This is a genomic window from Bradyrhizobium sp. INPA03-11B (assembly GCF_040446015.1).
Taxonomy (GTDB): Bacteria; Pseudomonadota; Alphaproteobacteria; order Rhizobiales; family Xanthobacteraceae; genus Bradyrhizobium; species Bradyrhizobium macuxiense_A.
In genome coordinates this window covers 14,467-38,030 of sequence record NZ_JASGSR010000010.1, presented here as the reverse complement: position 1 = coordinate 38,030, position 23,564 = coordinate 14,467, and the positions used below count along the sequence as shown (strand labels likewise).

Annotated in this window: 21 protein-coding genes; 10 read left to right on the top strand and 11 right to left on the bottom strand. The window is 64.7% G+C overall.

Going from position 1 to position 23,564, the window contains the following annotated elements:
* Positions 1-82: 82 nt before the first annotated feature.
* Together QMZ05_RS06180 and QMZ05_RS06175 are read left to right on the top strand one after the other, a co-directional pair.
* The gene (locus QMZ05_RS06180) at positions 83-1,153 is read left to right on the top strand and encodes an alcohol dehydrogenase (protein ID WP_353699984.1); all 1,071 of its coding nucleotides are present in this window, start codon (positions 83-85) and stop codon (positions 1,151-1,153) included.
* 108 nt (positions 1,154-1,261) lie between these two features.
* The gene (locus QMZ05_RS06175; protein ID WP_353699983.1) at positions 1,262-2,344 is read left to right on the top strand and encodes an isocitrate/isopropylmalate dehydrogenase family protein; all 1,083 of its coding nucleotides are present in this window, start codon (positions 1,262-1,264) and stop codon (positions 2,342-2,344) included.
* A 73-nt stretch (positions 2,345-2,417) separates the two neighbouring features.
* On the opposite strand, the gene QMZ05_RS06170 is transcribed toward QMZ05_RS06175, so the two are convergent.
* The 4 genes from QMZ05_RS06170 to QMZ05_RS06155 form a co-directional block, all read right to left on the bottom strand.
* A complete protein-coding gene (locus QMZ05_RS06170) occupies positions 2,418-3,665 on the bottom strand; it encodes a hypothetical protein (RefSeq protein ID WP_353699982.1) in 1,248 nt (415 codons plus the stop codon).
* A gap of 77 nt (positions 3,666-3,742) precedes the next feature.
* Positions 3,743-4,024 carry an acyl carrier protein gene (locus QMZ05_RS06165; protein WP_353699981.1) on the bottom strand — a complete coding sequence of 94 codons (282 nt, stop codon included), beginning with the start codon at positions 4,022-4,024 and terminating at the stop codon, positions 3,743-3,745.
* Positions 4,021-5,628: an amino acid adenylation domain-containing protein gene (locus QMZ05_RS06160; RefSeq protein WP_353699980.1), complete on the bottom strand. Its 1,608-nt coding sequence runs from the start codon at positions 5,626-5,628 to the stop codon at positions 4,021-4,023. Before QMZ05_RS06160 ends, QMZ05_RS06165 begins: the two co-directional genes overlap by 4 nt.
* A 10-nt stretch (positions 5,629-5,638) precedes the next feature.
* Positions 5,639-6,709 (bottom strand): LLM class flavin-dependent oxidoreductase, encoded by a 1,071-nt coding sequence (locus QMZ05_RS06155; RefSeq protein ID WP_353699979.1) that lies wholly within the window; start codon positions 6,707-6,709, stop codon positions 5,639-5,641.
* Between the two features lie 255 nt (positions 6,710-6,964).
* On the opposite strand from QMZ05_RS06155, the gene QMZ05_RS06150 reads away from it, so the two are divergent.
* On the top strand, positions 6,965-8,731 hold the full coding sequence (locus QMZ05_RS06150) for a carbamoyltransferase C-terminal domain-containing protein (RefSeq protein ID WP_353699978.1): 1,767 nt from the start codon (positions 6,965-6,967) through the stop codon (positions 8,729-8,731).
* 53 nt (positions 8,732-8,784) lie between these two features.
* Here the strand turns inward: QMZ05_RS06150 and QMZ05_RS06145 are convergent, their stop codons facing one another.
* The 3 genes from QMZ05_RS06145 to QMZ05_RS06135 all read right to left on the bottom strand — a co-directional run bounded on the left by QMZ05_RS06145 (position 8,785) and on the right by QMZ05_RS06135 (position 11,500).
* Positions 8,785-9,108 carry a hypothetical protein gene (locus QMZ05_RS06145; protein WP_353699977.1) on the bottom strand — a complete coding sequence of 108 codons (324 nt, stop codon included), beginning with the start codon at positions 9,106-9,108 and terminating at the stop codon, positions 8,785-8,787.
* A 235-nt stretch (positions 9,109-9,343) separates the two neighbouring features.
* Entirely contained in the window at positions 9,344-10,675 is a 1,332-nt protein-coding gene (locus QMZ05_RS06140) for a L,D-transpeptidase family protein (RefSeq protein ID WP_353699976.1), read from the bottom strand.
* A gap of 429 nt (positions 10,676-11,104) precedes the next feature.
* Positions 11,105-11,500 carry a helix-turn-helix transcriptional regulator gene (locus QMZ05_RS06135; protein ID WP_353699975.1) on the bottom strand — a complete coding sequence of 132 codons (396 nt, stop codon included), beginning with the start codon at positions 11,498-11,500 and terminating at the stop codon, positions 11,105-11,107.
* Between the two features lie 569 nt (positions 11,501-12,069).
* Between QMZ05_RS06135 and QMZ05_RS06130 the strand changes: the two genes are divergently transcribed.
* Positions 12,070-12,381: a hypothetical protein gene (locus QMZ05_RS06130; protein WP_353699974.1), complete on the top strand. Its 312-nt coding sequence runs from the start codon at positions 12,070-12,072 to the stop codon at positions 12,379-12,381.
* A 51-nt stretch (positions 12,382-12,432) separates the two neighbouring features.
* On the opposite strand, the gene QMZ05_RS06125 is transcribed toward QMZ05_RS06130, so the two are convergent.
* From QMZ05_RS06125 to QMZ05_RS06115, 3 genes are all read right to left on the bottom strand, one after another.
* On the bottom strand, positions 12,433-13,752 hold the full coding sequence (locus tag QMZ05_RS06125; protein WP_353699973.1) for a dicarboxylate/amino acid:cation symporter: 1,320 nt from the start codon (positions 13,750-13,752) through the stop codon (positions 12,433-12,435).
* An 89-nt stretch (positions 13,753-13,841) separates the two neighbouring features.
* On the bottom strand, positions 13,842-15,353 hold the full coding sequence (locus QMZ05_RS06120; protein ID WP_353699972.1) for a sensor histidine kinase: 1,512 nt from the start codon (positions 15,351-15,353) through the stop codon (positions 13,842-13,844).
* A gap of 123 nt (positions 15,354-15,476) precedes the next feature.
* Positions 15,477-16,751 carry a serine hydrolase domain-containing protein gene (locus QMZ05_RS06115; RefSeq protein WP_353699971.1) on the bottom strand — a complete coding sequence of 425 codons (1,275 nt, stop codon included), beginning with the start codon at positions 16,749-16,751 and terminating at the stop codon, positions 15,477-15,479.
* Between the two features lie 146 nt (positions 16,752-16,897).
* Here QMZ05_RS06115 and QMZ05_RS06110 point away from each other — a divergent pair, with 146 nt between their 5' ends.
* The 6 genes from QMZ05_RS06110 to QMZ05_RS06085 all read left to right on the top strand — a co-directional run bounded on the left by QMZ05_RS06110 (position 16,898) and on the right by QMZ05_RS06085 (position 22,795).
* Positions 16,898-17,812, top strand: a complete 915-nt coding sequence (locus QMZ05_RS06110; protein WP_353699970.1) for an intradiol ring-cleavage dioxygenase — start codon at positions 16,898-16,900, stop codon at positions 17,810-17,812.
* Between the two features lie 343 nt (positions 17,813-18,155).
* Positions 18,156-19,472 (top strand): CmpA/NrtA family ABC transporter substrate-binding protein, encoded by a 1,317-nt coding sequence (locus QMZ05_RS06105; RefSeq protein ID WP_353699969.1) that lies wholly within the window; start codon positions 18,156-18,158, stop codon positions 19,470-19,472.
* A gap of 60 nt (positions 19,473-19,532) precedes the next feature.
* On the top strand, positions 19,533-20,435 hold the full coding sequence (gene ntrB, locus QMZ05_RS06100; RefSeq protein WP_353699968.1) for a nitrate ABC transporter permease: 903 nt from the start codon (positions 19,533-19,535) through the stop codon (positions 20,433-20,435).
* 10 nt (positions 20,436-20,445) lie between these two features.
* The gene (locus tag QMZ05_RS06095) at positions 20,446-21,240 is read left to right on the top strand and encodes an ABC transporter ATP-binding protein (protein ID WP_353699967.1); all 795 of its coding nucleotides are present in this window, start codon (positions 20,446-20,448) and stop codon (positions 21,238-21,240) included.
* A 115-nt stretch (positions 21,241-21,355) separates the two neighbouring features.
* Positions 21,356-21,769: a globin family protein gene (locus tag QMZ05_RS06090; protein WP_353699966.1), complete on the top strand. Its 414-nt coding sequence runs from the start codon at positions 21,356-21,358 to the stop codon at positions 21,767-21,769.
* Positions 21,770-21,895: 126 nt separating this feature from the next.
* Positions 21,896-22,795, top strand: coding sequence for an SMP-30/gluconolactonase/LRE family protein (locus QMZ05_RS06085; protein WP_353699965.1), 900 nt, complete (start codon positions 21,896-21,898; stop codon positions 22,793-22,795).
* A 3-nt stretch (positions 22,796-22,798) separates the two neighbouring features.
* On the opposite strand, the gene QMZ05_RS06080 is transcribed toward QMZ05_RS06085, so the two are convergent.
* Positions 22,799-23,536, bottom strand: coding sequence for a glutamine amidotransferase (locus tag QMZ05_RS06080; RefSeq protein WP_353699964.1), 738 nt, complete (start codon positions 23,534-23,536; stop codon positions 22,799-22,801).
* Positions 23,537-23,564: the final 28 nt, after the last annotated feature.

Below are 23,564 nucleotides of genomic sequence, written 5' to 3'. Positions count from 1 at the left end.
CGAAAATGGGGTCATGAGCGTTTGTCCCGGGCGGACAGGCGTGGCAAGGTCCGCCGCAACAACAAGCTTCGGGAGAACAGCGATGAAGAGTTTCCAGGTCGTCGATTTCAACGCCCCATTGAAAGAAGTCGATCAGCCGACACCGCAGCCGTCGGGTACGCAGGTGCTGATCAAGGTCAAGGCCGCCGGCGTCTGCCACAGCGACCTGCACATCTGGGAGGGCGGCTACGATCTCGGCCATGGCCGCAAGCCGCTGTCGCTGAAGGATCGCGGCGTCTCGCTGCCGCGCACGATGGGCCATGAGACGGTCGGCGAAATCGTGGCCTTCGGGCCCGACGTCAAGGACGCCGACAAGGGCGGCCTCAAGGCCGGCGACGTCACGCTGGCCTATCCCTGGCTCGGCTGCGGCAAATGCCCGACCTGTCTCGGCGGCGACGAGAACATGTGTGCGATCAAGCCGAATGCGCTCGGCGTCTATTGCGACGGCGGTTACGCCGATCACATGACGGTGCCGCATCCGAAATACCTGCTCAACCTCAAGGGGCTCGATCCGGTCACCGCCGCGCCCTACGCCTGCTCTGGCGTCACAACCTACAGCGCGCTGAAGAAGGTCGAGAAGGATCTCGACACGCCGATCGTGATCTTCGGCGCCGGCGGCCTCGGCCTGATGGCGCTCTCGCTGTTGAAGGCGATGGGCGGCAAGGGGGCGATCGTGGTCGACATCGACGCCCGGAAGCGCGAGGCGGCCGAAGCCGCCGGTGCGCTCGCAACCGTCGACGGCAAAGCGCCCGACGCGCTGGAGCAGCTCATCAAGAAGGCCGGCCAGCCGATCCGCGCCGCGATCGACCTGGTCGGCAACGCCCAAACCTCGCAGCTCGGCTTCGACTGCCTGACCAAGGGCGGCAAGCTCGTGATCGTCGGCCTGTTCGGCGGCGGCGCGACCTGGGCACTGCCGCTGATCCCGATCAAGGCGGTCACCATCCAGGGCAGCTATGTCGGCAATCTGCGCGAGACGCAGGAGCTGCTCGACCTGGTGCGCGAGAAGAAGATCCCGGCGATCCCGGTGACGCCGATGCCACTGGCGAAGGCCAACGAGGCGCTGACCAATCTGCAGAAGGGTCAGCTGGTCGGCCGCGCGGTGCTGACGCCGTAGATCAAGCTGCTGTCATTCCGGGGCGCGAAGCGAACCCGGAATCTCGAGATTCCGGGTTCGATGCTGACGCATCGCCCCGGAATGACGATCATCTTTCCGGAGACTCCCATGTCCGCCAACAACGCACTTCACATCGCAGTCCTCGGGGGCGATGGCATCGGCCCCGAGGTGATGGCGCCGGCGCTTGAAGTGCTGCGCAAGATCGAGGCGTCGGCCGGCCTCAAATTCCGCTTCACCGAGGCGCCGGCCGGCGCGGGCCATTACAAGGAAACCGGCAAGTCGATGCCGGAGAGCACGATCCGGCTGTGCGAGGAGGCCGATGCGATCCTGCTCGGCGCCTGCGGCCTGCCGTCGGTGCGTTACCCCGATAATACCGAGATCGCGCCGCAGATCGAACTGCGCGTGATCTTCGATCTCTATGCCGGCGTGCGGCCGGCGCGATTGATCCCGGGCGTAAAGAGCACGATCGTCGGCGCCGATCAGAGGGGCATCGACCTCGTCGTGATCCGGGAATCGACCGAGGGCCTGTTCGCTTCGATGGGCAAGGGCGTCGTCACCGACGGCGAGGCGCGCGAGACCATGGTGATCACGCGCCGGACCTCCGAACGGCTGTTCGAGTTCTCGTTCCGGCTTGCCGAACGCCGCAAGGCGCGCGGCAAGGTTGGTGGCGGGCTGACCTGTGTCGACAAGGCGAACGTGTTCAAGGCATTCGCGTTCTTCCGCAGCATCTTCGACGAGACTGCGAAACGTCATCCCGACGTCAGGGCCGATCACCTCTATATCGACGCGACCGCGGCTGCGCTGGTGAAGCGTCCCTGGGACTTCGACGTCATGGTGACCGAAAACATGTTCGGCGATATCCTGTCCGACCTCACCGCCGGTCTGATCGGCGGCATGGGCATGGCACCGTCGGCCGACATCGGCGATCGCTACGCGGTGTTTCAGCCGTGCCATGGCACCGCGCCCGACATCATGGGGCAGGGCAAGGCCAACCCGACCGCGATGATCCTGTCGGCCGCGATGATGCTGGACTGGCTTGCCGACAAGCACGGTCTTGAGGGCGCTGCCGAGGCCGGAGAGCGGATCGAGCGCGCGGTCGACAAGGTCTATGCCGGCGGCATCAAGCCGTTCGAGTTCGGCGGCAGCAACGGCACCGCGGACGTTGCGAAGGCCGTCCTGGCAGCGCTTTGAGCGAGGGTGCGACCCGTCTGTCGAGGTGCGGAACCGGTCCACCTCGTTCCGCCGCGCCGGCTGACCGAAGCCGTCACGGCAGCAGCGTTGCGTCGCCATCAAACGGGCCGGCGTACCAGGCGTTCTCGTCCGCAAGGGTCCGGACAAGGGCCTCGTCGGTCGTCTTGTAGACGAGCGGATCAGTCGGGTACGTCCTGACGTAGGGATGCCATCGCATCAGGATCTGCCTCACGTGTTCAGGTAAACCGATCACCTCGAAGAGATGACCGCCCGAAGCGACCGCATTCGAATAGACCGCATCGAGCAGCGCCTCGGTCACGTCCGGGTCGTCCTGCTCCACCAGGATGTCGGCGAGCATCGACCGTCGCAAGCCGGCTTCGCGATCGACCGTATGCAGCACGACGGCATACCCTGCCAAGCGCTGGAATCGATGGCAGCAGAGCACTGCAACCGTCGAAGAGCTCCCCGGGAGCGTGAAGTGCCACCTGAGAGAGGCGGGACTTCGGTCCGCCAGCAACCGAGGCGCCTCGCCCAACTTGCGCCGCCACAGCGCTTCAAATTCGTCCCCGATGTCGTTCACGTCGATTTGCGTTATTTTGCTCGGCGGATGGCTCTGTGGTCCGCGACGGAGCGAGTCCAGCCGCAGGGCCGACGAAGCGAGGAAGGCTCCGGCCGCCTCCATTCCGCTGGCGAGGCCGAGCTTCGCCGCGAGCACTCGCGCGAACTCATGGACATTCAGGATCCAGAACAGCACCTTGTCGTAGTCGGGGCGAGGCAGCGACCTCGCATGAAGGGCTTTTGACTGATTGACCACGGACGCGGTCGAGTGCGTGATCACGAACAGGGCAACATCTCGCTGTCGGTAGAACGAAGCCAGCAGGCCGATACAGCGCGTGCGGTACGCCGGCTCGATCACCAGGCCAGCGGCTGTCGCGGCGACCATTGTTCGGTTCTCGAACTGATAGAGTACAGGGACGCTTCCCTGGTATCCGACAATCCCTTCGGCGGTCTCCAGCACCCACCCCATGCTGGGTTGCGATTTGACGGCGGCCATCGCAGGATTTTGTCGCCATAGCCGATCCCAGTTCTCGAGAGTGTCTTTCGCAAGTCCGCCACGTTCCTTCAGCCGTGCGATGCTTGAGAAATCCGCGAACTGGACCTCGCGCTGCTTCGGCGGCGCCAACGCGCTTCCGAACAGCGACGCAGTTTCGGTTTGACCGGACGAGGGACGCCGCCGGCTCTCGAGGAGCCGGAGCAGGATGTCGGCGGCATGATACTTCGGGTGCGTCAGAGTCCGCGCCGGCGCAGTTGTTCCTGCCATCAATCCCTCCCTGGGCGCGGTGCGTTTCCCATCACGGTACCGTCCGGTATGCGAGCCCCGGGGCAGTTCCAGGTGCGTTATGACGGATGCGGCCTCAACTGCTCCGACACGAACAGGCACAAGGGTCCGATCAGCGTCATCTGTTCGGGGTCGAGGTTCTCGAAATCGATCTCCCGGTCGAAGTGCTCGCCCGCCGCCATCATCATCTCGACGAAGGCCAGCGAATCGAGCGCGCCCGACAACAGCAGGTCGTAGTCGTCGGGGAGGTCGCGCAACGGACGCTGTCCGCGGTCCTCCAGCTTCTGGTTGAGGAAGGCTCCGAAGAACGCGCGGACGTCGTCGGTGGTCGGACCGTTCATTGACTGTCTCCCAAGACCGCCGGCATGGCCTTGCGGTCGTATTTGCCGTTGGCGTTGCGGGGCAACCGGCCGCGGACGTGCCATCGTCTCGGGACCATGTAGTCCGGCAGCCGGGCGGCGACCGCCGCGCGAAGCCCGTCGAGATCGATCGGCCCGCCTTCGATGAGCACCTCGATGCCGCCATAGCCGCTCGACGTGATGGGCCAGCCGATCGCAACGACGCCGTCGATGCCCGAGGCTTCGCGCACCACCGCCTCGACCTCGCCGAGTTCCACCCGGTGCCCGAGGATCTTCACCTGGGAATCCAAGCGGCCGAGATGGGTGAGGGGACCATCGCCGGCGGGCCGGCGCACGCGATCGCCGGTGCGGTAGAACACGTCGTTTCGTCCAGGCGGGACGACGAACGACGCGGCGGTCTTTCCGGGATCCTGCCAGTAGCCGAGCGACATCTGCGGACCGTGCATCAAGAGCTCGCCGTCCGCGCCCGGTTCGACCTCGTCCAGGTGCTCGTCGACGACGAGCACGTCCATGCCCGGGAATGGCGCGCCGATCGGCACGATCCCCATCTCAGACTCGGCCGGCGTCTGCTTCGGATCCCATCGGTAGCCGGTGCACGCGATGGTCAATTCGGTGGGGCCGTAGACGTTCTCCACGATGCTGTTCGGCGCGGCCACCGCCCAAGCCTCGACGGAACTTAGCGGCAGCGGCTCGCCGCAGAACAGGCTCAGCCTCAGCGAGGGAAAGCCTCCCGGCTTCAAGAGGCCGGCCTGCTTCATCAGCGCGACCATCGAGGGCACCGAGAACCAGACCGTCAGCGCATGCTCGCGGATGAACCGGCCCGGATTGAGCAGCGTCTTCTGCGAGGGGCAGCACACGCACGCGCCGCGTTCCCACGCCACGAACATGTCGGAAGCCGACAGGTCGAACGTCGTATCGAAGGTCTGCGAGACGACGTCCCGCTCGGTGATGGCGAAGCGCTCCGCGGCGTGATCGACATAGGCGATGACGTTGCGGTGCGCGACCATCACGCCTTTCGGGACCCCGGCGCTGCCTGACGTGAACAGCAGATAGGCGATCGCGTCCTCGCACACATCCGGCTCGCGCCAGTCGACATATCTTTCGAGATCGGGCGCGCCGATGACGGTGTGCCGCGGCCAGCGTTCGCGGTAGGGGTGCGGATCCGCGAGATCGGGCGCGATCACCAGCAGCGGTTCGTCCGCGCCCGCCATGAGCGCGTCCATTTGCGGCAGGGATTCCGCATCGACGATGATCGAGCGGCACTCCGAGCGCACGAGCATCGACCTCGTGCGCTCGACCGGGAAGGTACGGTTCAGCGGCACGTAGCCGTTTCCAGCCAGAAGCGAGCCGAGCACGCCGGCGAACGCCGTCGGGCTGCGATGCGCGAACACGGCAGTGAGAGGCGTCCACGCCCCCATGCGATGCGCCTGGATGCAGGCGGCGATTCGGACGGCGAACTCGCGAAGCTGCCGATACGACAGCGATGTGCCTTGCGCGACGACGGCGGGACGGTCGGGAAACAGTTTCGCCGAACGCAGGAAGCCCGTCCACAATCCCCGCCGTGATCCGTCCGCGCGCAACTCCATCGACGATTGCCTAGCCTGCGAGGCCCTGACGCGCCGGATCGCGAAGTGCGAACGACTTCAGACGCCGGGCCTTCGTCAGCGCCTGTCCGAAGACCTCGCCCGTATGGACCAGTTCCTCGCGGGTGGGTGGAATGTCCAGGATGAACGTTCCGTAGCCGGCCGCGGCGTAGCGCGCGAGCTCGTCGGAGACGACGCCGTAGTCGCCGACCAGATACGGGCAGAAAGTCTTGTAGTTCTCGAACGGCACCAGCCAATAGGGCGTGTCCTGGACGGCGGTCTCGGCCGCGAGATCGGACATCTGCTTGTGCCACGCCGAGTCCGAGACCTTCATGGCCAGCTTGTGCGCGAGTTGTCCCTTCTTGTCGGTCGGGAAGCGCGCGTGTGCGACCTGCCAGGCCTCCTCGGCGCTCGCTCGGGCGATGATGCCGACGCGGATGCCCGAGCCGGTGCAGTCGGCGGCGTCCGCCTGCACATACTCTGCGGCCGGCTTGGGATACTTCACAGGCGTCGCGCCCAGCGCCTTGGCGGCCGCGAGCCCCGCTTCCGAGGAGCCCGACACGAACACGCCCGGCAGCAGTTCCCGCGGCAGCGGTGGCGTCATCCGCAGATTACGGATGGCATGGGATTCCCCTTCGAAGGTCACCGGCTCGGCGTTCTCGAGCAGCAGCTTGATGATACCAGTGTACTCGATGAGCCTTTCGTAGCGCTTGTCGTGCGCCGTCGTGTCGCCGAGCGCCGCCAACTCGGTCGTGTAGCCGCCTGCGACCATGTTCAGATAGAGCCGGCGCCCGTACATATGCGCGAGCGAACTCACCATCTTGGCGACGCTGTACGGATGCATGTAGACCGGCTGCACCGCCACCAGCGGACAGAGCTCCCTGGTGCTCTGCAGGATGACCTGCGAGACGAGCCAGGGATCGACCAGGGAATTCTCCGTATAGACCAGGATCCCCTTGCAGCCTGCCTCTTCGCTCCAGCGAGCGACCGACTGGACCCGTTCGACATAATCCGCCGCCGGGACCGCGCTGGATTGCGGGCACGTGCTGAAGACTTCGAAGCGAATATCGGACACTGCATCCATCGTCCACCTCCATGCGAAAGGCGTACGGACGCCGTGATTTGGCGGAAGACCCCGTGACGGTAGCATATGCGTTCGGGAGCTCTCCCGACGCAAAGGTGGTACTCCGTCAAGCGATGGGAACGGCTGCCCGGACGACTATTCCGGGGCGGCGGCGCAGCACTTTTGCGGACTTTGATTTCCCCGCCCTCTCTGCAACGATGCCGCGGAACCTGCTCGAATGTCCCTTGAGCGCAATCCGTCCAGGGGTTGTTGAATATGGCGAAAGTAATCGGCATCAGTGGATTCGAGAGCTCGATCCCCTTCAAGAAGCAGCACTGGCCGGGCCTGGAGGAACGCGAATATCGGATCTCGCAAGGCCACGATTCGGCCGCGGTGCTGGTGGTCGACGGCAGGATCGTCGCCGGTGCCGCCGAGGAGCGCTTCAGTCGCAAGAAGCACACCGGTGATTTCCCGATCGGTGCGATCAGCTACTGCCTGGAGACCGCCGGCCTGAGGCCGGCCGACATCGACGTGATCTCCCATGGCTTCGACTATGCGCCTTACAAAGCCGCCTTCATGCTGGATCCGACCTCGGCCCGGCAATACAGGGAGGTGTTCTCGCGCGAAAAACTGCTCGCGCAGGTGGACGAGCACCTGCCCGGAATTCCCGCCGGCAAGGTTCACCACGTCAACCATCACCTGTCCCACGCCGCCAGCGCCTACTACACCTCCGGATGGGACGAGTGCCTGGTGGTGGTCCTCGACGGCATGGGCGAGGTCCACGCCGTCACCGTCTATCACGCGCACGACAACGCGATCGACAAGCTCGCGGAAATCACCGCCCAGGATTCCATCGGCATCCTCTATTCCACCCTGACGCTGCATCTCGGCTTCGATTTCAACTCCGACGAATACAAGATCATGGGTCTTGCTCCCTACGGCGAGCCTGCCCGGCACCGTGCCTTCTTCGAGCGGACCGTGGAGCTGCGCGACGACGGCCTGATCAGGATTCCACTGCTCCGCCTCAATACCGAGCGGCACGATCGCGAAACCTACGGCGCGACGCGACGCCATCTCGGCGAGCACCTGATCCCGGCCCGCGCACCCGATAGCGACGTCACCGACGACCATCGCGACGTGGCCGCGGCGCTGCAGGAATGTCTCGACCGGGTGATGCTCCACATCTGCGGTCATTTCGGCCGCAGCACCGGCCTGCGCAGGCTTGCGATGGCAGGCGGCGTCGCGCTCAACTGCACCGCCAACGGCCGCCTGCTGCAGTCCGGTCTATTCGACGAGATCTACATCCAGCCGGCCGCCGGCGACGACGGCTCCGCGCTCGGCGCCGCGCTCTGGTCGGCATCACGCGATCGCGGCGTGAAGAATGTCCGGATGCCGGTGCCTTTCCTCGGCCCCTCACATGCGCAGGCCGAGATCGACAAGGCGCTCGCCGAGACCGCCGGCCGCCTCGAGATCACGCGTTTTCCGGATCTCGACGAGACCTGCGCGGTGGCGGCGAGGCTGATCGCGGCCGGACGCGTGCTCGGCTGGTACCGCGGACGCATGGAGTTCGGCCCCCGCGCGCTGGGGCACCGCAGCATCCTGGCCGATCCCGGCCATCCGGAGATGCGCGACCGCATCAACGCGATGGTCAAGATGCGCGAAGCCTTCCGCCCGTTCGCGCCGGCGGTCAGCCTCGAAGAGGCGCATCGCTGGTTCGAGGTGCCGAAGGGGCTCGAGCTTCCCTACATGATCATGACCGCCGACGTGCGTCCCGAGCATCGCGCCGCGCTGCCGGCGATCACGCATGTCAACGGCTCGGCCCGGGTGCAGACGGTCGACGTCAGGGACAATCCGGAATTCCACGCGCTGCTGCGGGCCGTCGGCCGGGCGACCGGCCGCGAGATGGTGCTGAACACGAGCTTCAACGTGAAGGGACAGCCGATCGTCAACACACCGCGCGAAGCCATCGACACCTTCCTCGGCACCGGCATCGAGTATCTCTTCCTCGAGAACGCGCTCGTTCGCCGCGCGGGACAGAGGTAGCCGGCATGCCCGGGCGCTAAAAGGTGAGGGGGCCGAAGCCCCCTCGCAAATGGTTAGCGCCAGTGGCCGCCGTGGTGCCCGCCGCCGTGATGACCGCCACCATGGTGTCCGCCGTGATGGCGACGCCCGTGATGATGGCGCGGATAGAAGTGCGGACGATGATGCCATCCGTGATGACGCGGTCCGTAGCCGTAGCCCGGTTGCCAATAGCAGCGGCCCCAGCGATCGCAGACCTGGCGCACCTTGTCGACATTGGACGTTTCGCCTGCGATGTGGCTGGCCTGCGGAAGCCCGTTCGGCAGCGCCGACGCCGCACCGGACATCAACGCTGCGCTTCCGAGCGCGGCCAATCCAATAACGGCAAGCTTGATATTCATCGAAGTCTCCTTGGTTGAAGCCTGAAAACGTCCATGCGGCCGCCTGGTTGCTGCGACAAAAAAGACAGGCTCGTGCACTTGGTTCTGGCGCCGCCGGTTCAACGCAGGAAATGCGGGAGTTGTGAGGTCGCCCGATGTGCGGGCGACAATTGGCCGCGCGACACAATGGCGAGGCGCAAGTGGCTAAAGCGCAGAGACGTTTGGACCCAGTCGACCGCTTTCCGGCGAAAGCGCTCTACTGCGTGGTCAGCGGATGTTCGGCGGCCTTGTTGAAGAAGGCCGCTTCCTCGGCGGTGGCTTCGAGGAGTTGCTGGTCCTGGTCGTAGACGTCGTTGCGGAATTGGATGATCCGGTCCTTCGTCATCCACGCCGTGAGGTAGATCCAGGCCACTGGCACCTTCTTCAGCATGCGGATGTCCTGACGCTGTCCGCTGGCGATCGCGGCGTCAATGGCGGCGCGAGTCCACTGCGGCTGGTCCTTCAGCAGCCATGCCGCGAGATCGCGGACATTGTCGACGCGCGAGCAGCCATGCGAATCGAAGCGATAGTCGTCGCTGAACAGGCTGCGCTGATTGGTGTCGTGCATGTAGACCGAATAGGAGTTCGGCATGTCGATCTTGACCGCGCCGAGCGCATTCCATGCGCCGCTCTGCTGCCGCACCGTGACGTTCGGCGCGTGATCGGCGGACCAGTCGACCGAATGCGGATCGATCGGGTTGTCGTGGGCGTCGAGCACATCCATGTGCATGCGCGACAGATAGGTCGGGTCCTTGCGCATATGCGCCGCAATCTCCGTCTTCGTGATCGATGACGGCACCGTCCAGGTCGGATTGAGAATGACGTCGGTGATCTCGGACGTCAGCGTCGGCGAGGGCTTCTCGGTCTTGCCGACGATCACGCGGTAGCGCCGCACGACCTTGTCGTCCTCGACGGCCTCGGCGAAGGTGGCGGGAATGTTGACGACAACGTACCGCGGCCCGAACTGGAAATCCATCTGGTCAAGCCGCTCCAGCGAGGCCTCGAGCTGCTTGATCCGCTTCTGGACGGGAACGTTGAGCGCAGCCAGCGTGCGCGGCGTCACTGTGCCGGTTGCCGCGAGACCGTGGCGCGCCTGGAAGTGCTTCACCGCCTCGGCCACGACTTCATCATAGGCGCCGGTGGTCTTGTCGGCGGCAAGGTCGCCGGTGATGATCAGGCGCTTGCGCAGCTGATCGTCACTGGCGCCCTGGACGCCCAAGGCAAATTTCGCGTCCGCGGCGATCGTAGGCCAACCGCCGCGGGCGGCGAGATCGGAATAGCTCTTCACCACGTCGCGAATGCGTTGGGCGCTGCCCTGGTCGTAGGTCGGCTCGTGCGACAACGCGAGCGCGGCAGCCGACCGCGCCTCCGCGACCGAGGCCACCGCAGCCGGCTTCGTCTGGCTGGGCTGGGCGGCTACCGGTGCCGCAGCCGGCACGGCATGATGGGGCGGGACCGCTGCAGCCGGGCCGGGCGCGCCGGCGGTTTGGGCGAATGCCGGCTGAACCGCGAGCATGGTGGCCACGACGACGAGTGTCACTCTTTGCATATCGCGTTTCTCCGGACTGCGCCGCTTGCGCGAAAATCGGAAGGCAGGCCCCGGCCGCACCTATGGAGCGGGCGGCACGTTCGTTCGGAGGTGATGATCTATCCCGAGACCGTTGCGTCTTGATTAAGTTTTGGTTTGCAGCCGGTACATTGCCGCAACCTTCTTGCCGCGGCGTGGCTGGAGGCGCCCATCAAGGCGGAGATCGTTCGTCCGTCCCGGAGCGTGTGGAAGCCGGGGCGCACGGATCGCGTGGTGCCGAAGGGACAAAGAAAAAGCGCTGCCATCGCGGATGGCAGCGCTTCGACATCTCCGGTTCTATATCTTCCTGGCCCCGGCCGGCACGTGCTGATCCCGATGACCGCTCGCCGGCCAATCCGCTCGCCCTGGTCGGTCGCGTTCGCGGCGTCGCGACCGTACCTGTGCTGCCGCTCAGCCTTCGTTGGCGGCGATCGATTCCATCAGCGACACCAGCTGGCGCTGCACGGTCTGATCCTTGATCTTGCTGTAGGCGCGGAGCAACCGGAGGCTGAACGCGCTGTCGAGGAACAGCAGGCTCTCGACTTCGCGGGCCTTGTTGTCGCCGTCGTAGAAGAAGGTGACCGGCACATCCAGCGCGCTCGCGATCTGCTGAAGGCGCGCGGCGCCGACGCGGTTCACACCCTTCTCGTACTTCTGAACCTGCTGGAAGCTGACGCCCAGCTTGTCGCCGAGCTCTGCCTGCGAGATCTTCTGCTCGACACGGCGCAGGCGAATCCGCTTGCCCAACTCAATGTCCGGCTTGCCGGCACTGCGCTGCTTCATCTTCTTTGCTGCTGATCTGTTCATTCTGGTGACCCGTCCTTCAAATCGAGAATCCCTGGCCCGGTCGGGTCAGGGACACGTTCATGATGTACCGCGTTAAGCTCGAGTGGATCGTCAGTTCGTCTGAACTACGAAGTCCAAGAAGATCGCGGGATGGTATCCAAACGCATTTGCGCGTTGGAAGCACCCAAGTACCGACTCGGTCGACTACCTGAAGTCGACCGCGCCAAGGTGTCTACCGACACCCCGCCCTCTACATTTGGCAAAATATTGACCAAACCACAACTAGCGCGAGTTTGATCGACACAGATTTTGCGCGCATGCTTACTGGGCGGCATTGCACTGCGCCCGTAGTTCTACGGGCAGCCAATATTGTACGAGCGTCCTAGTATGGATGCAACCCCAGCTAGTGCATCCTGAGGTCGCGGTGACGGTCTGCGGTTGCTTGACTGAATCGCCGCCAATGCGAAAAGTTTGACGTAAGTCCAAGTCAGGCTTTCGGAATGTTGCTGGACAATTGCCTAAAAGTTCTGAATCATCGGGAACAATTGTGCGCCTACGGAAAGCCGGCGAACTCTGGCAGGAGAGGCCAAATGAAGCGGAAGAGGGGAACACCTCGACTCTACCTCGCGGCTTCGGGAGTGGAAGATATGCCGGTCGCAAATACGGAAGAACGGTTGCTGGCGCTGCTGGCAACCCTGGAAGAGTGTCAGGCATTTCTGACTGACCGGGCGAGCACGGAGACGGCGCGGCTACTGTCCCTTGCGATTCTCGAGCTTCGGATGGAGCTCCACAAGGTGACGGATTCCGAGTTGAAGGCGCTGTGCGACATGATCGCGTCGGACGAGCCGGTGCAGGAACCGGCGACCAGGCAGTTGCCGCCGTATCTGCGGCTGATCAAGTAAGCCCGCGCCCCGCGCCAAGCGCGGGACGCTTTTGGTCCTGTGCCGCGTGGTTCAGCCCGCGGTCACGTCAACCGCATCAGTGCCTTCGAGCACGCGGCGCGCCTTGTCCCGATCGAGGTCACCTTCCCAGGCCGCGACCACGACGGTGGCGACGCAGTTGCCGATCAGGTTGCCGACCGCACGCGCCATGCCGATGAACCAGTCGACCGAGAGCACCAGCACGAGGCCGATCGCCGGAATGCTTGGCACGGCGTTGAGCGTCGCCGCCAGGATGACGATCGCGGAACCCGGCACGCCATGCGCGCCCTTCGAGGTGATCAGCGACACGCCGAGCACGAGCAGCAGGTCGCCGAACGACAGCGGCGTGTTGGTGGCCTGCGCGATGAAGACGACCGCCAGCGTCAGGTAGATCGAGAACGCATCGAGGTTGAACGAATAGCCGGTCGGAATCACGAGGCCGACCACCGAATCCTTGACGCCGAAACGCTCCAGCTTGCGCATCACCTGCGGCAGCACCGCGTCTGAGGATGCGGTCGCGACCACGATCATCAATTCCTCGCGCAGGTAGCCGAGGAATTTGAGGATGTTGATGCCGGCGAGCGCCATCACGGCGCCGAGCACGCCGAGCACGAAGACGGTGACCGAGACGTAGAACAGCGCCACCAGCGACAACAACTGCTTCAGCGAGCCGACGCCGTATTTGCCGACCGTGTAGGCGACGGCGCCGAGCACGCCGATCGGCGCGAAGCGCACGATCAGCCCCATGGCGCGGAACAGCACCGTGGAGATCGCGTCGATGAAGGAGGAGATCCGCTCGCCCTTCTCGCCGCCGACCAGCGCCAGGCTGACGCCGAAGATGATAGCGAAGAACAGCACCTGCAGCACATCGTTGCGCGACAGCGCGTCGAACGAGGTGGACGGGATGATGTTGAGCAGGAAGCTGCCGATGCCTTCGCCCTTCAGCTTCTGCGCGTTGCTGGCATAGTTGCCGAGTGCCTTGGCATCGAGCGTCGAGGTATCGATGTTCATGCCGTGACCGGGACCGAACAGATAGGCCAGGATCAAGCCGATCAAGAGCGCCACCGTCGTCATCGCCTCGAAATACACCAGCGCCTTGACGCCGACGCGTCCGACCTTCTTGAGGTCGCCGGCGCCTGCGATGCCGTGCACCACCACGCAGAACACGATCGGCGCCACGATCATCGAGATCAGCTTCAGGAAGGCATCGCTGAAGATCTTCAACCCGATCGCGAAATCCGGCGCCGCCACGCCGATGACGATGCCGAGCAGCAGTGCGACAAGCACCTGCACGAACAGTGATGTGTAGAGCGGCTTGCGTGCCGTGCTGGCTTCCGCTGCGATGGTCGACATGAATTCCCCCTGTTTCCGATCGTCCGAACCCGCCCCATCTTAGCAACTTGCGTGCCAAGATGTCGCAGGATTGGGCACCGTTGGCCCGGTCAATCGCCGGTTTCGAGGGTGCTGGTCACCGTGTAGACGACGCCGTGGGGCAGGAAATCGACCGTGGCCTCGCCGCCGAGCTGGTCGCGGGCGCTGCGCTCGATCAGCCGGGAGCCGAAGCCGCGCTGCACCGGCGCGGTGACCTGCGGGCCGCCGGCCTCCGTCCAGATCATCCGCAGCTTCGGTGCTGGGCCTTCCTCAAGGATTTCCCAATCCAGCGTCACCGTACCGGTGTCGTTGGACAGCGCGCCATATTTGGCGGCGTTGGTCGCCATCTCGTGCAGCAGCATCGACAGCACCAGGGCAAGCCGGGGCGACAGCGGCACCCGCGGTCCGAACATCCGGACCCGTTCGGAGGTGCTGCTCAGCAGATACGGCCGCAGCACGCGGCTGATCACGTCCTGCAGGTCGGAGCCCTGCCATTTGTCGGTCGAGAGCAAATTGTGCGCCTCGGCCAGCGCGCCGAGCCGTCCCTCGAATTTCTCGCGCTCGGTGCGGCTCGCGCTGCGGAAGGTCTGCGTGGCGATCGATTGCAGGATCGCCAGCGTGTTCTTGACGCGGTGATTGAGCTCCTCGATCAGGAGGTCGTGCAGCTTCTCGCCGCGCGCGATCGTGGTTGCCATCCGCACCGCGAAGCCGAGGCCGACCATGAGCAGGACGCCGCCGATCACGGCGGTGATCGCGAGCGAGCGCCACAGCGGCGCCACCAAAGAGTTCTCGGCGATTCCGGCCGCGACGGTCCAGCCGGTGAGGCGAGACCGCGTGAAGCCCGTAATCAGCGCCACGCCTTCGAGCGAGACGGTCGGCAGTGTCGCCTCGCTGCGGCGGAACATCTCGGCAAACAACGTCGGCGAGGCGCGCTGCCCGATGGTGGCCTGCGGATTTGGCACGCGGGCGAGGTTGACGCCGTCGCCGTCGAAGATCGAGATGGTCCAGTCCTGGTTGAGGCGCTGCTTCTCGATCATGGCTTGGAAGACCTCGATCGGCGGGCTGAAGGAGATGTCGTAGAGCACCTCGCCGTCGCGGATCACCGGCACCTCGACGGTGACGATCAGTTGCTGCTTGACCTCGCCGAAGAACAGGTTGGAATATTGCGGCTGCCGCGTCGCAAACACCTTCTCGACGATCCCAAGGTTGTTGCGCGGCGGCAGGCTCGCGGTGTCCGGCGTCAGCGAGGAGAACGCCTGGCGTCCCGCACGGTCCGCCACCAGCACCACGCCATCCTTGCCGTACTGGTCGAGGAAGCCGGCTGCGACACGGCGGAAATTGCCGAACTCGCTGTTGCGCAGCGAATTGGTCAGCGCCAGCACCTGCAGCCCGCCGGTCATGCGCTGCATTTCGGCATCGAGCAGCAGGCGGATGCTGCGCGCCGTTTCCAGCACGCGCTGCGTGGCGGCCTGGCGATCGCGCTGGTAGTTGTGAAACACGATCCCGACCGCGAAAACGATCAGCGGCAACATCGTCCCCGCGACCAGAAGCGCGAGACGCACTGGCAAAGTTAGCTTCGGCACGATGTCCCCGGGTCGGTGCCCGTTTGCGATGAGCTTAGGGGAAGCGGGAAAAGTCCGCCAAAGGAAATGAATGTGGTCGGAAAAATTCCGCGGCGCACACCCTGCGCCGCGGAAGAGGCATTGTCATAGATTGCTCTCGGTGATCGCGGTGTAGACCATGGTGCGCAGCTCGCGCCGCAGCGGATAAGCGCTCGACGGCAGCACCTGGGTCATGAAGATCGTGATCAGCTCCTCGGCCGGATCGATGAAGAACGACGTCGTCGCGGCGCCGCCCCAGTTGAATTCGCCCGGGCTGCCCGCGATCAGCGTCTGCGCCGGGTGCATGGTGACGGCGAAGCCGAGGCCGAAGCCGATGCCGTTATAGGCGGCCTCGGCGAACATCGAGCGCGACATCGCCGGCAGGTCGACGCCGCCGGGCAGGTGGTTGGAGGCCATCAGCTTCAGCGTCTTCGGGCCGAGCAGCCGGACGCCGCCGAGCTCGCCGCCATTGAGCAGCGCGCGGCAGAAGGTCAGGTAGTCTGCCGCGGTCGAGCACAGCCCGCCGCCGCCCGAGACCAGCGAGGGCGGCGACAGGAACGAGCTGGTCGTCGGATCGTCCTGCAGGGTCAGCGTGCCCTTGCGCTCGGCGGCGAGCGGATTGAAGCCGCCCTGCGGGTCGGCGGAATAGCAGGCGGCAAAGCGGTGCGCCTTGTCGGCGGGCACGAAGAAATCGGTGTCGTTCATGCCGAGCGGCTTGAAGATCCGCTCCTTCAGGAATTGCTCAAACGGCACGCCTGAGATCTTGCCGACCAGATAGCCGAGCACGTCGGTCGAGACCGAGTAATTCCAGGCTTCACCCGGCGAGAACTCCAGCGGGATCTTGGCCAGGTCCTCGATCATGCTGTCCAGCGTGCCGGCCTTGATGACCTCGCCGATCTTCTTCTCGCGATAGGCGGCATCCACATTGGAGCGCTGCTGGAAGCCATAGGTGAGGCCCGAGGTGTGGCGCAAGAGATCGACGATCTGCATCGGCCGCGTTGGCGGGCGGGTGAGGAAGGCGGGCGCAGTGCCGGCGACGAACACGCCGAGGTTCTTCCATTCCGGAATGTACTTTGCGACCGGTTCGTCGAGCGCGACCTTGCCTTCCTCGACCAGCATCATGAAGGCGACCGACGTGATCGGCTTGGTCATCGAATAGATGCGGAAAATGGTGTCGTCCTTCATCGGCGCCTTGCGCTCGAGGTCGGCAAAGCCCTGGACGGTGGAATGCACGATCTTGCCGCGGCGGTAGATCAGGACCTGAGTGCCGGGAAAGCGGCCGGAATCGAGGTAGCGGCTCTTCAGATGCGCTTCGAGGCGGTTGAGCGCGGTGGTCGACATTCCCGCGGATTCGGGCGAGGCAGGCGTGGGAGCTAACATCGGGCAATTTCTCCGGCTGGCGAGGCAGCCTTGATAGCCGAAAAGTGTCCGCTGCACCAATCGGCCGCTGCTTACCGGCCCCGTGCCGGTGGTGTACGCTCGCCCCTGCAATCGCGCCCCAAAGGGCCCTCAAGGGAAACGCCGAGATGACCCAGTTCAACGAAACCGAGCTCACCGCCGCCGTGATCCGCAGCTTCGACCAGACGCCCGATCCCAGAGCCAAGTTCCTGCTGCAGGAACTGGTGAAGTCGCTGCACGATTATGTGCGCAAGACCGATCTCACCTTCGAGGAGTGGGACCACGCGATCGGTTTCCTGACCCGCACCGGACAGAAGTGCACCGACATCCGCCAGGAATTCATCCTGCTGTCCGACGTGCTCGGTGTGTCGATGCTGGTCGACGCCGTCAACCACAGGGATCGCGACGGCGCGACCGAGACCACGGTGCTCGGCCCGTTCTATGTCGGCGAGCACAAGGTGACGCCGCACGGCACCGATATCTCGGCAAGCCTGCCCGGCGAGCGCATGTTCGTGCAGAGCCGCGTCACCGACCTCAACGGCAAGCCGCTCGCCAACGTGCCGGTCGATGTCTGGCACGCCGATGACGACGGGTTCTACGACTCGCAGAAGCCGAGCTATGCCAGCGAAGGCCCGTCGTCGCGGGCGCGCTTCATCACCGATGCCGACGGCCGCTTCTTCTTCCGCACCATCGTGCCGTGCAGTTACCCGATCCCGACCGACGGTCCGGTCGGGCAGATGATTACGCAGACCAACCGGCACCCGATGCGGCCGGCGCATGTGCACTTCCTGGTCAACGCCAAGGGCCACGAGCCGCTGATCACGCATGTGTTCGTCGAGGGCGATGAGTATATCGACTCCGATGTCGTGTTCGGCGTGAAGGACGAACTGATCGCCAAGGTCGAGAAGCGCACCGATCCTGTGATGCCCGACGGCCAGCGCTCGGATGGGCCGTGGAGCCTGATGACCTACGAATTCCACGTGAAGCCCGGCGGCGGAATGGCGCCCGCGCCGCTCGGCACCAAGGTCACCGAAGACGCCTGATCGCTGCTGTTCAGACCTGCTGCTCAATTCATGTGCGGCGCACAAGAATTGTGCGAATCGCGTTCTTTGTCAGCGCGCAGCGACCCTCTGCGCGCTGCGGCAAGTTGCGCAAAACATTGCGATAAAATCAATTTTTGCACTGCGGTAGCTTGGCACGAGGCTTGAATAGTCTGACGCCGACGCCATTGAAGCCGTCCCTCGAGGCCACCCCATCGGATTTTTGACGCCGCCAAACCGGGGCTCCCCGGTGCACGCCCTTTTGCGCCCTGTGTGCGTCGCCACCCGACGGGCGGTGCTCGACGCACAGACGCAACACCTAACGCAACGACGCAAAGGACGACCGATGACCAAGCCCAGCAACACGCCCCCGAGCCGTGCGATCAGCCGTCGCCGGCTCCTGAAGGCAACCAGTGGCGCCGCCGCGCTGCTCGCCGCAGCCAAGTTCAACTTTCCCGCTGGTGCATTCGCTGAAGGAGCAGGTCCGGAAGTGAAGGGCGCCAAGCTCGGCTTCATCGCGCTCACCGATGCCTCGCCGCTGTTCGTCGCCAAGGAGAAGGGCATCTTCGCCAAATACGGCATGCCCGACGTCGAGGTGCAGAAGCAGGCCTCGTGGGGCACCACGCGCGACAATCTCGTGCTCGGCTCCGAGGGCAACGGCATCGACGGTGCGCATATCCTGACCCCGATGCCGTATTTGATCTCGGCCGGCAAGGTGACGCAGAACAATCAGCCGACGCCGATGTACGTCATGGCGCGGCTCAATCTGAACGGCCAGTGCATCTCGGTCGCCAAGGAATATGCCGATCTCAAGGTCGGCATCGACACCGCGCCGTTCAAGGCGGCGCTGGAGAAGAAGAAGGCCTCCGGCAAGGCGGTGAAGGCCGCGATGACCTTCCCCGGCGGCACGCATGATCTCTGGATCCGCTATTGGCTCGCGGCCGGCGGCATCGATCCCGACAAGGACATCGAGACCATCGTGGTACCGCCGCCGCAGATGGTGGCGAACATGAAGGTCGGCACGATGGACTGCTTCTGCGTCTGCGAGCCGTGGAATCTGCAGCTGATCCATCAGGAGATCGGCTACACCGCGATCACGACCGGCGAACTCTGGGACAAGCATCCGGAGAAATCGTTCGGCCTGCGCGCCGCCTGGGTCGACAAGAACCCGAAGGCCGCGAAGGCGCTGCTGATGGCTGTCATGGAAGCCCAGCAGTGGTGCGAGAAGATGGAGAACCGCGAGGAGACCGCTGCGATCTGCGCCAAGCGGCAGTGGATCAACTGTCCGGTCGAGGACATCACCGACCGCATGAAGGGCAAGTTCGACTACGGCACCGGCCGCGTGGTCGAGAACTCGCCGCAGCAGATGCGGTTCTGGAAGGACAATGCGTCCTATCCCTACCAGAGCCACGACCTCTGGTTCCTCACCGAGGATATCAGGTGGGGCAAGTACGAGGCGGGCTTCGACACCAAGGCGCTGATCGCCAAGGTCAACCGCGAGGATCTCTGGAAGGAGGCCGCCAAGGAGCTTGGCGTGCCGGCATCGGAGATCCCGACCTCGACCTCGCGCGGCAAGGAGACCTTCTTCGACGGCAAGGTGTTCGATCCTGCCGATCCAGCCGCGTATCTGAAGTCGCTGTCCATCAAGCGTGTCGATGTCTGAGCCCGACCGGGCCGCGCTCTCTTGCGCGGCCCGTCGCCTGACCACGGAGATTGTCTGTCAATGTCGATGCCTGCCATGAAGACCGAAGTATCAGCGGTGGCGATCCCGCAGGCCGCCACTGCGGCGCCGATCGTGACCATGACGCCGAAGCGCGCGCCGCGCGCCGAGACCTACGCCAGGATGGCGAAGGAGACCGCGGCGCGCGTGGTGCCGCCGCTGATCGTGGTCGCGCTGCTGCTGGTGGTGTGGGAACTGATCTGCCGGCGCGCCGGCTCCAGCCTGCCGCCGCCGTCAAAGGTGTTCAAGGACACCAAAGAACTGATCCTCGATCCGTTCTTCGACAACGGCGGCATCGACAAGGGCCTGTTCTGGCATCTCTCCGCCAGCCTGCAGCGCGTCGCTTACGGCTATTCGCTGGCGGCGATCGCCGGCATCGCGCTCGGCACCCTGGTCGGACAATCGGTCTGGGCGATGCGCGGGCTCGATCCGCTGTTCCAGGTGCTGCGCACGATCCCGCCGCTGGCCTGGCTGCCGCTGTCGCTCGCCGCGTTCCGCGACGGACAGCCGTCTGCGATCTTCGTCATCTTCATCACCTCGGTGTGGCCGATCATCATCAACACCGCGGTCGGCATCCGCAACATCCCGCAGGACTACCGCAACGTCGCCGCCGTCGTGCAACTCAATCCGCTGGAGTTCTTCACCAAGATCATGATCCCGGCGGCCGCGCCCTACATGTTCACCGGCCTGCGCATCGGTATCGGCCTGTCCTGGCTCGCGATCGTTGCCGCGGAAATGCTGATCGGCGGCGTCGGCATCGGCTTCTTCATCTGGGATGCGTGGAATTCCTCGCATATCAGCGAAATCATCCTGGCGCTGTTCTATGTCGGCATCATCGGCTTCGTGCTCGACCGTCTTATTGCGCTCCTGGGCAAGATCGTGACCCGCGGCACGGCGGCGAACTGAGGGACAAATCATGCAGGCCTATCTGAAGCTCGATCATATCGACAAGACCTTCACCCGCGGCAACGCCACCACGGAAGTTCTGAAGGACATCAACCTGACGATCGGGAAAGGCGAATACGTCTCGATCATCGGCCATTCCGGTTGCGGCAAGTCGACCTTGCTCAACATCGTCGCCGGCCTCACCGGCGCCACCAATGGCGGTGTGCTGCTGGAGAACCGCGAGGTCAATTCGCCGGGACCCGATCGCGCCGTCGTATTCCAGAACCACAGCCTGCTGCCGTGGCTCACCGTCTACGAGAACGTCAAGCTCGGCGTCGACAAGGTGTTCGCCAAGACCAAGAGCAGGGCCGAGCGCGACGCCTGGGTGATGCACAATCTCAGCCTGGTGCAGATGGCGCACGCCAAGGATAAGCGGCCGAGCGAGATCTCGGGCGGCATGAAGCAGCGCGTCGGCATCGCGCGTGCGCTCGCGATGGAGCCGAAGGTGCTGCTGCTCGACGAGCCGTTCGGCGCGCTCGACGCGCTGACCCGGGCGCACTTACAGGATTCGGTGATGGCGCTGCATCAGAAGCTCGGCAACACCATCCTGATGATCACGCACGACGTCGACGAGGCCGTGCTGCTGTCGGACCGCATCGTGATGATGACCAACGGCCCGAGCGCGCGGATCGGCGAGGTGCTCGAGGTGCCGCTGGCGCGCCCGCGCAAGCGGCTCGAACTCGCGACCAACCCCGGTTACCTGAAGTGCCGGCAGCGCGTGCTCGAATTCCTCTATGAGCGCCACAGCTTCGTCGAGGCGGCGTGATGGTGACGTCGGTATCAGGCGTGCTTGCTTTGAACCGAAGCGCCGGATGCGGTTACCAATGCTCGCATTTCGAAAAATCATTTCAGAACTCATTTCAGGACCAAGGAGCGTTGAGATGAATCCGGCCCAAATCAAGCTGGTTCAGGATAGCTTTGGCAAGGTTGCGCCGATCTCGGAGCAGGCTGCCGTCATTTTCTACGATCGCTTGTTCGAGGTCGCGCCCGCCGTGAAGGCGATGTTTCCGGCCGATATGAAGGAGCAGCGCAAGAAGCTGATGACGACGCTCGCCGTCGTCGTGAGCGGCCTGAGCAATCTCGACACGATCCTGCCCGCCGCGAGCGCGCTCGCCAAACGTCACGTCAGCTATGGCGCCAAGCCCGAGCATTATCCGGTGGTCGGCGGCGCGTTGCTGTGGACCTTGGAGAAGGGCCTCGGCGAGGCCTGGACGCCTGATGTTGCAGCCGCATGGACCGCGGCCTACGGCACGCTGTCCGGCTACATGATTTCGGAAGCCTACGGCGCGGCGTAAGCGGCGTTGCGGCGGCGGGGTCAATCCGGCTATCGCGCAAGCGGATAGGTGGATTGCTTCGCTGCGCTCGCAATGGCAGAGGCAAGCAACTAAGGTTCGCCCGTTCCGCCAACGGGTGAACCAATAATGATGTTCCTGGAAACGCCACCGAAGCTGATCCCGACCGAAATCTTCTCCGCCGTGCCCGCCGAATTCCGCCGCAAGGTGGCGAGCGAATGGGCCGACGCCAACCGGCCCGGCGCGGTGACCGACTGCTTCATCGAGGGGCCGTCGTTCGATGCCGATGGCAATCTCTACATCGTCGACATTCCGTTCGGCCGCATCTTCAGGATCGCGGCGGACAAGACGTGGTCGCAGGTCGCCGAGTATGACGGCTGGCCCAACGGGCTGAAGATCGATCCGATGGGCCGCATCCTGATCGCCGACTACCGGCACGGGCTGATGGAGCTCGACCCCGGGTCCGGCGAAGTCACGCCGCTGCTGCGTTCGCGCAATTCGGAATCGTTCCGCGGCTGCAATGATCTGCACATTGCCTCGAACGGCGACATCTATTTCACGGATCAAGGCCAGACCGGGCTGCACGATCCGACCGGCCGGGTCTATCGGCTGCGGATGAATGGCGCGCTCGACTGCCTGATCGACACCGGCATCAGCCCGAACGGCCTGGTGCTCGATCCACATGAAGCCGTGTTGTTCGTCGCCATGACGCGCGACAATGCGGTGTGGCGCGCGCCGTTCATGAAGGACGGCAGTGTCTCCAAGGTCGGGCGCTTCTGCTCGCTGTTCGGCCCGAGCGGGCCCGACGGCATGACGATGGACAGCGCCGGTCGGCTGTTCGTCGCGCACGCCTCGCTCGGCCATGTCTTCGTGTTCGCGCCGAACGGCGAGTGCATCGCGCGGATCAAGTCCTGCGCCGGGCAGAGCTGCACCAATGTCGCGATCGGCGGCGCCAACCGCGACCGGCTCTACATCACGGAGTCGGTCACAGGCACGGTGCTGGTCGCCGATATCAGCGGGCTCGACTGATCGTCACGCGCCGGCGCTGGAACGTCGGACGCCGTCGGCCGGTGCGATGGAAAGAAGCCAGTCGCTGAACACCTGTTCGGCCTGCACGGCGACCGGCCTCGCCAGCGCCTGCGTCGCCGCGCGCAGGTCTGATATCGAGACCTTGGCCGCGGACAGTTCGACGGCATGGCCGACATACCATTCCTCGAGCTGCCGCGGATCGGCCTCGAGGTGGAATTGCAGCGCCAGCGCGTTGCGGCCCCAGGCGAAGGCCTGGTTCTCGTAGTTGGCGTTCGAGGCCAGCCGCACCGCGTCGCTCGGCAGGTCGAACGTATCGCCGTGCCAATGCAGCACCTTGGTGTGCAGGTTGCGCAGGCAGGATGATTTGCCTTCAGCCGTCAGGTCGACCGAACCCCAGCCGATTTCCTTGACCGTGCCCGGGAACACGCGGCCGCCGAGCGCCCGCGCCATCAATTGCGCGCCGAGGCAGATGCCGAGCGTCGGCAGTCCACGTAGCAGCCGCTGTTCCAGCAGCGCGATCTCGGTCGAGAGGAACGGATAGGTCTCGGTCTCATAGACCCCGATCGGGCCGCCCAGCACGATCAGGAGATCGGCATCGCGGATTGCGCGATCGGAGAGATCGTCGACCGGCGCATCGCAGAACGCCACGCTCCAGCCGGCGCGCTCCATGATCGGGGCGAGCACCCCGAGATCCTCGAACGCCACATGGCGGATGGCAATGGCGGAGCGGGGTGGTCGCATCTTTAACGTCCAGTCTTTCGCTATATAA